Genomic DNA, 12,634 nt, shown 5'->3' on the forward strand with positions numbered 1-12,634 from the left:
TGGTTACGCCCTCTCTTCAAAGTAGCGTTTTGCGTTACCAAAACAGATGTCTTCAACCATAGGACCAAGCAACGATAGGTCATTTGGAACTTCGCCGTTCTCTGCCCAACGACCGACCATGTCACACAAGATGCGGCGGAAGTATTCGTGACGAGTGTAAGACAAGAAGCTGCGCGAGTCCGTTAGCATACCGACGAATTGGCTGAGTAAACCAAGTTGAGAAAGCTGTTCCATTTGGCGTTGCATGCCGTCTTTCTGGTCGTTGAACCACCAACCTGACCCAAACTGCACTTTGCCCGCGATGCCGCCACCTTGGAAGTTACCAATCATGGTCGCCATCATTTCGTTATCACGAGGGTTCAAACAGTAAAGGATGGTGCGAGGCAGCTCATTGGTTTGGTCCATTTCATCCAATAGATGTGCCAGTTCAAAAGCAAATGGGCGATCGCCAATCGAGTCAAAGCCAGCATCAGCACCTAGTAGTTGGAACATGCGTGTGCTGTTGTTGCGCTGCGCGCCAATATGAAGCTGCATGACCCAGCCCAATTGCGCGTAGCGTTTGCCGAGCCAAACTTGAACTGCGGTAGAGAATTGCGCACATTCAAGCTCTGACAATACTTCGCCATTCAAACGACGGGTCAGCAACGCATCTAAATCAGCCTCGCTTGGGATCGGCGCGTAACGGACGATCTCAATGCCGTGGTCTGCCGCACGACAGCCATGTGCATCGAAGTGTGCCAAACGTTTATCAAGCGCACTCAATAAATCATCAAAGCGGCGAATTTCAATGTCTGCTACTTCGCCCAGTTTGTGCATGTAATCCGCAAACACGTCCAATTCAATCTTGAACGCTTTATCCGGACGCCAACTTGGCAGTACTTTAACGTTAAAGGTGTCGTCTTCTGCGATCGCTTTGTGGTGTTCTAGTGAATCGATAGGATCATCGGTCGTGCCCGCCATTACGACGTTCATTTGCTGCATGATGCCGCGAGCCGTAAATTCAGGTGTCGCAAGCAGCTCATTACATTGATGCCAAATTTGGTCAGCGGTGTCTGGGCTAAACAGCGTATTGGTAATGCCGAATGGGCGACGCAGTTCTAAGTGCGTCCAGTGGTAAAGCGGGTTGCCCAAGGTTTGAGGAACCGTCTTCGCCCACGCCATGTATTTGTCGTAATCGCTCGCATCACCCGTAATCAAACGCTCTTCAATGCCTGCCGAGCGCATGCCACGCCATTTGTAGTGATCGCCTTCAAGCCAGATTTGACCCAAGTTATCGAACTGACGATTTTGCGCCACTTCCGCTGGGTTTAGGTGGCAGTGGTAATCATAAATTGGCTGGTGGAACGCATGCTCATGGTACAAACGACGTGCAGTTTCGTTTGAGAGTAAAAAGTCTTCACACAAGAAATTCTTCATCGTTAACTCCTATTACAACGCAGCGACAGTGGCACGAGCACCGTTATCGATTAGAGATTGGTAAGCACTGCTCACCGCATCAATCACTTGTGGGTTTTGACCAAGCTCTGCAGGGAAGATGGCTTCAACCGCGAGCAACGCAGGCACAACAGAAACGTTCAAGCCGTGTTGGTCGCAAATCTGACGTAGTGTCTCTGCCATTGGATCGCGAACATCAATGTCGTTGCCTTGCTCGTCCACGCCGGATACGTAGCGCATCCAACCTGCAATTGCTGTTGCCAACCAAGAGAAGTTAGAACCTTGAGCAAGATGGAATCGTAAGCTGCCACCCATGCGTTGCGGGATCTTCTGGCTGCCATCCATCGCGATTTGCCATGTTTTGTGTTTCAAGCTTGGGTTAGTGAAGCGCTCGATAAGCAGCTTGGCGTAGCCTTCTAAATCGGTGCCTTCTGGCATGGTCAGCGAAGGAGCTTGCACTTGCATCATCATGTCGAATGCCGCTTTACGGTAGCCTTCATCTGTCATGGTGTCAGAGATGTGCGCGTAACCGCCAAGGTAACCTAGGTAGGCTAGGAATGAGTGGCTACCATTTAGCATGCGCAGCTTCATTTCTTCGTAAGGCACAACGTCGGCAACAAATTCTGCGCCAGCCACGTTCCAATCCGGGCGACCTGCCACGAAGTTATCCTCGATAACCCATTGGCGGAAAGGTTCACAAGCGATGCCACACGGGTCTTCACAGCCAAGTAGCTCAGCGATTTCAGTCAGTGTCTCTTCGGTTGCTGCTGGCACAATGCGGTCAACCATGGTGCAAGGGAAGGTAACGTTGGTTTCAATCCAGTCACACAATTCTGGGTCGAGCAGTTGAGCGAACTCAAGTACCGCTGCTTTTGCTACGTGACCGTTCTCTTGCACGTTATCGCAAGACATCACGGTAAATGGCGTCAGACCGCGTTCACGGCGCATCTTCAGCGCTTGCACGATGTAACCCAGTGCCGATTTTGGCTCCGTTGGGTTGGCAAGGTCAGCAATGACTAGCGGATTGTTTTTATCAAGCGTGCCCGTCGCTGGGTCGGCGCAGTAGCCTTTCTCGGTAATCGTCATTGAAACGATCGCCACTTGTGGCTCTGTCATTTTTTCTAACACCGCTTGAATGCTGTCGAGGCTTGGGTGGAGTGATTCGGTCACTGATCCAATCACTTTTACCTCTGTCGATTCTGCGCCTTTTTCTGCCACTGTATAGAGGTGGTCTTGTGCGCGCAGCGATTGAATTAACTCTTCACCACCAAATAGGTTGATTTCGCAAATGCCCCAATCCGAGCCTGTTTTGCTTAGCATTTCATTGGTGAATAGAGCTTGGTGCGCTCGGTGGAATGCACCAAAACCAAGGTGAACAATACGGCTTTTAAGCGTTGAGCGGTCGTAGTCCGGAAGCAGAACGTGGTCATTCAGAGTGGAATTCGAAATAGTCTTCATTTTGGTATCCCTTTTCCCGCAGGCGAACCTGCGGGATGGTTTATTTTAATCATTCGAATCTAGAGATCGTAACTCTAGAGCTTGTCACTAAGCGCTTAGTAGCCAAGAACAAGGTTAGGCAAGAACAGGCTTAGTTCAGGAATAAAGGTCACTGCCATTAGTGCCGCAATCAGTGCAACGTAGAATGGAAGTAGAGGCTTAATTACTTTGTCGATGGCAACGTTCGCCACAGAACAACCGATGAACAACGCGCTACCTACTGGTGGGGTACAGATACCGATAGCCAAGTTGAACGTCATCATGATGCCGAAGTGCACTGGGTCGATGCCCATATCCAGCGCGATTGGTAGGAAAATTGGCGTAAAGATCAGTACCGCTGGTGTCATATCCATGAAGATACCAACAATCAGCAGAATGATGTTGATGATCAGAAGAATCATCAGTGGGTTATCTGAAATAGCCAGTAGAGCGTCTGCGATCATGTAAGGAATATCAGCGTTTGCCATTGCCCAAGACATACCCATAGATGCGCCAACCAACAGCAATACGATAGAGGTGGTGACTGCAGATTCTAGGATGATCTTAGGAAGGTCTCGCCATTTCACTTCACGGTAAATCAGTACTGCAAGGGCGAAGGTGTACACCACCGCGATAGCTGAGGCTTCTGTTGCGGTGAAGATACCGCCGATAATGCCACCCATGATGATCACAATCAGTGCCAGAGATGGCGCTGCTTTTAAGAACGTATCCCAAACCATTGCAAGAGAAGGGCGTGCTGCGATTGGGTAACCACGACGTTTCGCAATAATGCCTGCCACTACCATGATGCTCAGACCCATCAAGATGCCAGGAATGTAACCCGCTAGGAACAATGCTGCGATAGACGTACCACCAGACACTAATGAGAACACGATCAGTGTGTTACTTGGTGGGATCAACAAACCAGAAGGACAAGACGTAATGTTTACTGCGGCAGAGAAGTTTTCATCGTAACCGTCTTTCTTTTGCAGTGGAGACATAGTACCGCCAACCGCTGCAGCAGACGCAACCGCTGAGCCAGAAATAGAGCCAAACATCATGTTCGCCATCACGTTTACGTGTGCTAGAGAACCAGGAAGACGGCCACCTAAAACTTTAGCAAAGTTAATCAGGCGAAGTGCGATACCGCCTTGGTTCATGATGTTGCCCGCCAAGATAAAGAACGGGATAGCCAATAGGGCGAAGTTATCGAGACCTGCCGCCATACGCTGCGCCACAACGGCGATAGCAGGCTCTAACGGTAAGCTCATTAAAATGGTCGCTAACGACGACAAGCCGATAGCAAAAGAGACCGGTACACCAATCGCAAGCAGGACTGCGAAGCTACCGAATAGGGTAAGAATTAATTGCCATTCCATTGTGGAACCCTCTATTGATCAAGTTGGGTGTCGGTGAGTAGGGCTTCACCAGACGTCAATTGTTTGATGCGGTCAAAAGCAAATACCGCCGAGTAGAAGATCATCAGTGCGCCACTAATTGGAAGGCAGAAGTAGATGTAGCCCATTTCCAAGCCTAGTGCTGGCGTTAACTGACCCGTAGCCAGTGTTTTCATCGCCAGTTGAGTACCGCCGTGAACCAATACCACGTAAGAGAACAGGGCAATGGCAATTTGGATGACGATTTCATTGATGAGTTTGCGTTTGCCTTGCAGCTTCATTGTCAGCAAGTCGATAGCAAGGTGACGTTTCAGACCAGTGGTGTATGCGGCACCAATAAGGGCTACCCACATAAAGAGATAACGAGCAAGTTCATCGGTCACGGTACTTGGTCTACCAATAACGTAACGAGATAGCACTTGCCAGACCACGCAAAAAACGAGGAAGGTCGACAGAGAGATGGTAAAGGCGGCCAACCCTCTATTTATGTATTTGACCAATTTATTCATTTTAGTTTCCTTTCAGTAAATACGCGTATCTCATAACAATTGGTTTACCAATGTAAGAATGTGTTTCTGTGTAGGGCAGTAACATACGCTAATCTTTCTGGTCGGATTATAAGTTAGCCGATTTGGTTGTCACGTGAGCAGGTTCACAAATGGATTGGTTGACCAATTTAAGGGTTCTTATTGTGATTTTGGTCAATCAATTTGCTTTTTTGTTTTGACGATAGGTTTTTCGATCGCCAATAATGACCTCGAAACAAGAAATACCGTGAAAAATTAAAACTACCCTACATATTGGACAACCAATCCAAGGAGAATAGAACAATGATGACGCGTAAGACTCTTTTAAGCGCTGTAGTAGGTGCTGCAATGACCTTCGGCGCCACTGCTTCTGCTTATGCTGCGACCACTTTGAAGCTAAGTCACAACCACCCTCGTGACCATGCAGTACATAAAGCAATGGACTTTATGGCAAAAGAAGTTCGTGAAATGACAGACGGTGAAGTTCGTATCCGTATCTACCCTGATGCGCAGTTAGGCACTCAGCGTGAATCGATGGAGCTAATGCAAAACGGTGCTCTGGATATGGTGAAGAGTAACGCGGCAGAATTGGAAGCTTTCTCCCCAGCTTATGCGGCATTCAACATGCCTTACTTGTTCCGCGATAAAGACCACTACTACAAAGTGACCGACGGTGAAGTAGGTCGTGAAATCCTGAATTCTTCAGCAGACAGCGGCTTTATTGGTGTGACTTACTACGATGCTGGTGCTCGTAGCTTTTACACCAACAAGCCAATCAATACGCCTGAAGATCTAAAAGGTCTGAAAGTGCGTGTACAGCCGAGCCCATCTGCGATTGCGATGGTAAAAGCGTTAGGTGGTAACCCAACACCATTGGCATACGGTGAGCTATACACTGCATTACAACAAGGCGTGGTGGATGCAGCGGAAAACAACATCCCATCATTTAGCTTGAGCCGTCACAGTGAGGTATCGAAATACTTCAGCCTAGACGAGCACACCATGGTGCCAGACGTATTGGTTATTTCGACTAAAACGTACGACAAGCTAACTCCTGAGCAGCAAAAAGCACTGATGAAAGCAGCTGCAGACTCTTCTGAATACATGAAGAAATTGTGGGCTGAGTCAGAAGCAAAAGAGCGTACAAAAGCTGAAAAGATGGGCGTAACTTTTGTTGAACCAAATAAAGCGGCATTCGTTGAAGCGGTTCAACCAATGTACGCGGACTTAGAAAAGACAAATCCTGAATTAAATGAACTGGTTGAGAAGATCAAAGCAGTTAAGTAATTCACAAAGTAATTAGTAATAAACAATCGAAAACAAGGTGTTACCACATTCTGGTACATAGAGGTTGACCAATTGTTATTGGTCGTTATGATGGCGTGAGAAGTTAGATGGAATATAGTGATAATATCATCATGATGCCTTTTGAACCGAAAAGACCGTATCAAGAGATCGGTTTAGTCCTTAGACAAGAACTTATCAATGGCCGTTACGTGGTCGGAGATAGGCTGCCGCCTGAGCGCGATATCGCAGAACGTCTCGACGTTAGCCGCACAGTAGTGCGTGAAGCGATCATCATGCTGGAGCTGGAAAACCTTGTCGAAGTGAAGAAAGGTTCTGGGGTGTATGTTATCAATATTCCATCTCAACCGAACTCCCGTGAGAACGTGATCAGCGATGATGCCGGTCCGTTTGAAATGCTCCAAGCTCGCCAGTTGCTTGAAAGTAACATTGCGGAATTTGCAGCGATGCAAGTAACGCCAGGCGACATCGTGAAAATGCGTGCAGCCCTTGAGTTAGAACGAGAAGAACTCGCCAGCGGCACCGCAGATTGTAACGGTGATGAGAAGTTTCATATGTGCATTGCAGAGGCAACTCAAAACTCTGTGCTGGTGGACATGCTGAAGCAATCTTGGGAGCGACGTGAGAGCAGCCCAATGTGGAATAAACTTCATTCTCACATTGCTGGTCAAGACTACCGTGAAGAGTGGTTAGACGATCACGCCAAAATCCTTGCCGCATTGCAGCGTAAAGATCCAATCGCTGCAAAAAATGCCATGTGGCAACACCTTGAAAACGTTAAACAGCGCCTGTTGGAGCTGTCTGACATCGATGACCCGAATTTTGATGGTTACTTATTCAGTTCCAACCCTGTTGTTCTGCAGGGCGCTGAAAACGGTTAACCACATTGCCGGCTTCGGTCGGCTCTAGTCAGCGCAGCTGCATTATCGTGGCTGCATATTAAGAAGTCGTTGTGCACTTAGCTTGATAAATTCGAGCGGGCTGAGTGCGTCTTAAAAAAGGTGAGTGTCATGGAACAAACTTGGCGTTGGTACGGTCCGAATGACCCTGTGTCGCTAGACGATATTCGTCAAGCAGGCGCAACAGGCATTGTGAATGCCTTGCATCACATTCCAAATGGTGAAGTGTGGTCTAAAGAAGAGATTTTAAAACGTAAAGCCATCATCGAAGAGAAAGGCTTAACGTGGTCGGTGGTTGAAAGTGTTCCTGTTCACGAAGAAATCAAAACTCAGACGGGCAACTTCCAACAATGGATCGACAACTACAAACAAACGCTGCGTAATCTTGCTGAGTGCGGCGTAGATACGGTCTGCTACAACTTTATGCCAGTACTCGACTGGACGCGTACAGACCTTGAATTTGAAATGCCGGATGGCTCTAAAGCGCTACGCTTTGACCAAATCGCATTTGCGGCATTTGAGCTGCATATTCTTAAGCGTCCGGGTGCAGAAGCGGATTATACCGAAGCTGAGCAAGCGCAAGCCCTTGAATACTTCAACAACATGACGGCGGATCAAATTCAACAACTAACAAGCAACATCATTGCTGGTTTGCCGGGCGCAGAAGAAGGTTACACACTAGAAGAGTTCCAAGCACAATTGGACCGTTACTCGGGCATCAGCAAAGACAAACTCCGTGAGCACATGGCGCACTTCTTGGCAGAACTCATGCCAGTGTGTGAAGCGCATGGTTTGAAGTTGGCGGTACACCCAGACGATCCACCGCGCCCAATTCTTGGCCTGCCACGCATTGTGTCAACCATCGAAGATATTGATTGGTTGACTGAAAAAGTACCAAGCAAAATGAATGGTTTAACCATGTGTACCGGCTCTTACGGTGTTCGTGGTGACAACGACCTAGTGAAAATGATTAAAAAGCACGGTGACCGTGTTTACTTCACTCACTTGCGTTCAACCAAACGTGAAGAAAGCAACCCGATGACATTCCACGAAGCGGCGCACCTTGATGGCGATGTAGATATGTACAATGTGGTGATGGCAATTTTGGATGAAGAACAACGCCGCGCAGAAGTGGGCGATCACCGTTTAATTCCTATGCGTCCTGACCATGGTCACCAAATGCTGGATGATTTGAAGAAGAAGACCAACCCAGGCTACTCAGCCATCGGTCGCTTGAAAGGTCTTGCGGAAGTGCGTGGTCTAGAGATGGCACTAAAACGCGCTTTCTACACTAAGTAATTGAATTTATTAAGCACACCAGAGAGTGTCATCAAACTATATTAATAAAAGCAAAAAACCGAAGCGTAATGCTTCGGTTTTTATTTAAGCTGATTAGGGATGAAGGGTGTTAATCGTCGTCATCCGGCACAAACTCTAAAATATCACCTGGTTGGCAATTTAAATGCGTACATATGGCTTCCAAAGTGGCTAACTTAACCGCCTTAGCACGACCATTTTTGAGTACCGATAAGTTTTGTTCAGTAATACCAATGAGCTTCGCTAGTTCATTAGAGCGCATCTTCCGTTTTGCCAGCATTACATCCAAGTTGATTACAATCGCCATATACCATTCACTTAAATTGTCAGCTCACTTTCTTCTTGTAGCTCGACTGCTCTATCCATCACTACAGCGATGACTCGGACAATAAAACCGATGACCATCATAGTAATGTCGCTGTCGTCTACTTCCGCTGACACATTCCAATTCCCGTCATTGTACGACAAAGCCAAGCTAAGAAGCACGTCCATCGTGACTTCAATAAACGGTGTTGCGATCAGTAAGTAGCTGAGTTTCTTGAAACACTCCGTATTTTGGCGTTCAAAAATCTGCCCTTTCTCATACAAACGGAAAAGGACGATGAGCTGCCACAGTAAGGCCACTGTCAGTAGTGTTGAGATCATGCTTGGGAAGTAGCCAATTATAGAACGCGTAACGGAAAGAGGGAGCGCCACTTCAATAGGAAAGGTGGCGTGAAACCACTCCGCATCAAACATAGTTGCCCCAAACCAAAAGACGGTATTGAGCACAACCGTGAAGATCATAGAAAACCAAAATAGGATAAGTAGCTTACGACTAAAGTTGCTTATGGAATGTTGAGACATGACAAACCTCATATCAGATTTAATTTTCGCTCATCCTAATCAGTTAAAAATAATATCGCAATAAAAACTTATCGTTTTACGATAATTTTTTATTGCTTTTCTTAATGCGAGTATTTAATGTTGCCAAGTGGATTTATAAAATTGATGAATAAAGGTACGGGGAATGAATAAGGCGATTTTTTTTACAACGACGTTGCTAACGGTATCTGCTCCTAGCTTAGCTGAGGGTATTTTTTTGGATGATTTGGCAAAAGACTACAATCTTGAAGAGAGCAATACATGGGAGAGTTCTCCATACGCGCTGGATACAACGCCAAAACATGACGCTTTTACCGATGATAAATGTACGCGAGGGACAGAAGAGCAATTCACATCTCTTGCCGATGCGAACAAAAAGAAAAACGTCGAGTGCTACATCACGCATTTTCCAAACAGCAACATTAAAACCCGCATGCAGTCGAATGACGATGGCGATGTTAGTGTTGGCTTCTCATGGGATTTTGATTAACCACAGTTATTTATTGTGAATTTTTGCTCTTTAACACTATGATTCTTGGCGTAAAAAGTGATCGAAAGTCACTTTTATAATGAAGAGTTGCAAATAATCTGCGTCTTTTTCTTTGCGATGTCGTCTTATTAGACACAACTATTTTGACCGGAGAATTCCATGTTCAAGCCGCAACCAACGCGTTCAGACATTAAAGATAAATTCATCAAGCACGATAGCCAAATGCTCAACCAAGTGTACGGAACAGACCAAGTCGTACCGTATTGGATTGCCGATATGGACTTTCCTATTGCATCACCTATTTCGCAAGCGATGCAGCAACTTGTCAGCCGTGAAACCTTCTCATACGAGTTTGATAGTAAGATGGTCTTTCAATCCATTTCTGATTGGAATAAGGATTTGCATGGTCTTGAGCTTAGCACTGATAACTTTGTTCAAGTGCCGGGCGTACTGAGTGCGATTGCGCTACTGATTCGCGAGTTCACCAAAGAAGGTGAGGGCGTTCTGATCCAGACACCGGTTTATCATCAATTCCGACGTTTAATTGAATCTGCGGGTCGTACTGTTGTGGGCAACACAATGAAAATTGAAAACGACTACTACGTGATGGACTTTGAGCTGCTTGAAAATCAGTTGAAAAGTGGTGAAGTGCAAATGATTTTGCTGTGCAACCCTCATAACCCAGTGGGGCGTGTTTGGACGAAAGCAGAACTAGAGCGCATGGTGGCGTTAGCTGAGAAATACAAGGTGATGATCATCAGCGATGAAGTGCATGCCGACATTGTGTTTGAAGGTTCCACCTTTACCAGTATGACTTCATTAGGTTATGAAAACAGCCTGACGATCATTGGCTCGCCGGCGAAAAATTTTGGTTTGAACAGCATCTCTAACGGTTATATTTACAGCGATAACCAAGCACTTTTCGAGAAAATCAAAGCGACGTCAGCTTCACTGTCTATCGATCATGGCAATGCGTTTACCACTTACGCGACGATTGCGGCTTACCAACAAGGTAAAGAGTGGTTTGAAGGTTTTTATGCCTACACGCAAAACAATCGTAACTGGATTATTGAGTTTATTGAGCACAACTTGCCACTGGTGAAAGCGTTCCCGCCACAAGGAACCAACCAAATTTGGTTGGATTTTTCTGGTTTAGAATTGGAACCTTCTCAGTTAAAAGCCTTGCTGACAGAAGAAGCCAAAATGGCGCTAACGCCAGGTACTTGGTTTAGTGAACCCAATGAAAACTACTACCGCATGAACTTCGCTTGTTCTTTAGAGCAAATTCAAACCTCGTTTGAGTTGCTTAAAGCCGCTGTCGATAAACGTAAATAAGTGAAGTGGTAGGAGAATAAAACGATGACACAAACCATCACTAAAGGTATCAAAGCGCTAGCAGATGGCGCGGTTGAGTCTGAGTCTTAGCGGTCTATGTCATACTTGCCATATGGTTTATATTTCGATTAATATCGAATTATTGTTTTATGTATAGAGACCGTCGCATGTTAGCAGAGTGGTTGGCACACAAAGAGCAGCTCAAAAACTACATTGTCAAACAGACCAGTGATCCAGATTTAGCCGATGACATTTTGCAAGAGGTGTACATCAAGGCGAGTCAAAAGATCGACCAGTTAGAAGCGCGAAGCAAAATTAAAAGTTGGTTATATCGCATCACGCACAACGCGATCATGGATCACTATCGTACGCAGCAAAGTTATGAAGAGCTGATAGACAATCAGATTGAAGAGGAAATGCCGATAGAGCTGGAGAATCTACAAACCATGGGGCATTGTTTGCGCCCAATGTTTGAGTGCCTACCAGAGAAATATCGCCAAGCCATGATTTTGTCTGAACTCGATGGTTTGCCTCAACAAACGGTAGCGGATCAGTTGGGGCTTTCGCTTTCTGCGACGAAAAGCCGAATTCAGCGCGGTCGAGTTAAGCTCAAAGCCTTGTTAGTTGAGTACTGTAATGTTGAAGCTGGGCGAGGAGGTATCGTTGATTTCTCACCAGAACCGCAATGCCTTCACATGGCTCAAATGTATAGTGCTGAAGTGGCATAAAGCTAAAATATCCGCTCGATTTACAATGTAAAAGCGCAGAGTTTTGGCTCTGCGTTCACATTTTTAAAAGTTGTGGTTATTGAACGTATTAATTCTGACAAATGTAACGAATACATTCGATGATAACTCCGGTCTCTTGATTAGGGCGCGACATGTGAGGGCAGCAATGCCCTCCACTCCAACCTGTGTCGCGCCCGCTTTACCGTGAACAATGTGAAGTAAATAGGACTGAATAATGACAACGACGAAATTTACCGCAGGTGATTTGTTTCCCTCTATCACTCTACCAACGTTAAATAGCGATACTATCGAGCTAGGTAAGCCTTCAGAGAATGTCGATTGGCGTTTAGTGGTGGTTTACCGTGGCAAACATTGCCCTTTGTGTACTCGCTATCTCAACCAACTAGAGACACTAAAAGCGCGATTCTTACAACTCGGGATGGATATCGTAGCGGTGTCCGCAGATAGCCAAGCACAGCTAGAGCAGCATATGGAGCAACTGACCGTCACGTTCCCAGTGGCTTATGGTTTGACAGTAGAGCAGATGCAAACGCTAGGTTTGTATATCTCGGAGCCTCGCTCAGAAAAAGAGACAAACCATCTCTTTGCAGAGCCAGGTTTGTTGGTGGTGAACAGTAAAGGACAAGTTCAGTTAGTCGATATTTCCAACGGTCCATTCGCTCGACCTGACCTAGAAGTCTTGCTCTCAGGGTTGGCGTTTATCCGTAACCCAGAAAATGATTACCCTATTCGTGGTACCTACCAAGCGGCAATCTAATCACTGTTTTGGTTTGAGGCATTAAAAACCAACAACGTTCGCAGACTTCCTCTTCTAAAATTGGATTGTTCGTCTCCTAGATTG

General features: G+C 46.2%; 13 protein-coding genes. 7 read left to right on the plus strand and 6 right to left on the minus strand.

Features of this window, described 5'->3' with window-relative positions; translation table 11 throughout:
• Positions 1–3: 3 nt before the first annotated feature.
• From uxaC to J4N44_RS17270, 4 genes are all read right to left on the minus strand, one after another.
• On the minus strand, positions 4–1,416 hold the full coding sequence (uxaC, locus tag J4N44_RS17255; protein WP_252045512.1) for a glucuronate isomerase: 1,413 nt from the start codon (positions 1,414–1,416) through the stop codon (positions 4–6).
• Positions 1,417–1,428: 12 nt separating this feature from the next.
• Positions 1,429–2,892 (minus strand): mannitol dehydrogenase family protein, encoded by a 1,464-nt coding sequence (locus J4N44_RS17260; protein ID WP_252045513.1) that lies wholly within the window; start codon positions 2,890–2,892, stop codon positions 1,429–1,431.
• Positions 2,893–2,987: 95 nt separating this feature from the next.
• Complete coding sequence (locus tag J4N44_RS17265; protein ID WP_005449959.1) at positions 2,988–4,289, minus strand: TRAP transporter large permease; 1,302 nt, start codon at positions 4,287–4,289, stop codon at positions 2,988–2,990.
• 11 nt (positions 4,290–4,300) lie between these two features.
• Positions 4,301–4,816, minus strand: coding sequence for a TRAP transporter small permease (locus J4N44_RS17270; RefSeq protein WP_005449960.1), 516 nt, complete (start codon positions 4,814–4,816; stop codon positions 4,301–4,303).
• 321 nt (positions 4,817–5,137) lie between these two features.
• On the opposite strand from J4N44_RS17270, the gene J4N44_RS17275 reads away from it, so the two are divergent.
• The 3 genes from J4N44_RS17275 to uxuA all read left to right on the plus strand — a co-directional run bounded on the left by J4N44_RS17275 (position 5,138) and on the right by uxuA (position 8,337).
• Positions 5,138–6,121: a TRAP transporter substrate-binding protein gene (locus J4N44_RS17275; protein ID WP_005449968.1), complete on the plus strand. Its 984-nt coding sequence runs from the start codon at positions 5,138–5,140 to the stop codon at positions 6,119–6,121.
• A 107-nt stretch (positions 6,122–6,228) separates the two neighbouring features.
• Positions 6,229–7,020, plus strand: a complete 792-nt coding sequence (locus tag J4N44_RS17280; protein ID WP_005449971.1) for an FCD domain-containing protein — start codon at positions 6,229–6,231, stop codon at positions 7,018–7,020.
• A 129-nt stretch (positions 7,021–7,149) separates the two neighbouring features.
• The gene (gene uxuA / locus J4N44_RS17285; protein ID WP_005449973.1) at positions 7,150–8,337 is read left to right on the plus strand and encodes a mannonate dehydratase; all 1,188 of its coding nucleotides are present in this window, start codon (positions 7,150–7,152) and stop codon (positions 8,335–8,337) included.
• A 109-nt stretch (positions 8,338–8,446) separates the two neighbouring features.
• Here uxuA and J4N44_RS17290 read toward each other — a convergent pair whose 3' ends face one another.
• Positions 8,447–8,662, minus strand: coding sequence for a helix-turn-helix domain-containing protein (locus tag J4N44_RS17290; protein ID WP_005429033.1), 216 nt, complete (start codon positions 8,660–8,662; stop codon positions 8,447–8,449).
• Positions 8,663–8,673: 11 nt separating this feature from the next.
• Positions 8,674–9,201, minus strand: a complete 528-nt coding sequence (locus J4N44_RS17295; RefSeq protein ID WP_005449975.1) for a DUF2975 domain-containing protein — start codon at positions 9,199–9,201, stop codon at positions 8,674–8,676.
• A 163-nt stretch (positions 9,202–9,364) separates the two neighbouring features.
• On the opposite strand from J4N44_RS17295, the gene J4N44_RS17300 reads away from it, so the two are divergent.
• The 4 genes from J4N44_RS17300 to J4N44_RS17315 all read left to right on the plus strand — a co-directional run bounded on the left by J4N44_RS17300 (position 9,365) and on the right by J4N44_RS17315 (position 12,550).
• On the plus strand, positions 9,365–9,709 hold the full coding sequence (locus J4N44_RS17300) for a hypothetical protein (RefSeq protein WP_005449978.1): 345 nt from the start codon (positions 9,365–9,367) through the stop codon (positions 9,707–9,709).
• Between the two features lie 159 nt (positions 9,710–9,868).
• Positions 9,869–11,044, plus strand: coding sequence for a MalY/PatB family protein (locus J4N44_RS17305; RefSeq protein ID WP_252045514.1), 1,176 nt, complete (start codon positions 9,869–9,871; stop codon positions 11,042–11,044).
• Between the two features lie 167 nt (positions 11,045–11,211).
• Positions 11,212–11,772 carry an RNA polymerase sigma factor SigZ gene (sigZ, locus tag J4N44_RS17310; protein ID WP_252045515.1) on the plus strand — a complete coding sequence of 187 codons (561 nt, stop codon included), beginning with the start codon at positions 11,212–11,214 and terminating at the stop codon, positions 11,770–11,772.
• 235 nt (positions 11,773–12,007) lie between these two features.
• Positions 12,008–12,550 carry a peroxiredoxin-like family protein gene (locus J4N44_RS17315; RefSeq protein WP_252045516.1) on the plus strand — a complete coding sequence of 181 codons (543 nt, stop codon included), beginning with the start codon at positions 12,008–12,010 and terminating at the stop codon, positions 12,548–12,550.
• Positions 12,551–12,634: the final 84 nt, after the last annotated feature.

The sequence above is a fragment of the Vibrio sp. SCSIO 43155 genome (assembly GCF_023716605.1).
Classification (GTDB): Bacteria; Pseudomonadota; Gammaproteobacteria; order Enterobacterales; family Vibrionaceae; genus Vibrio; species Vibrio harveyi.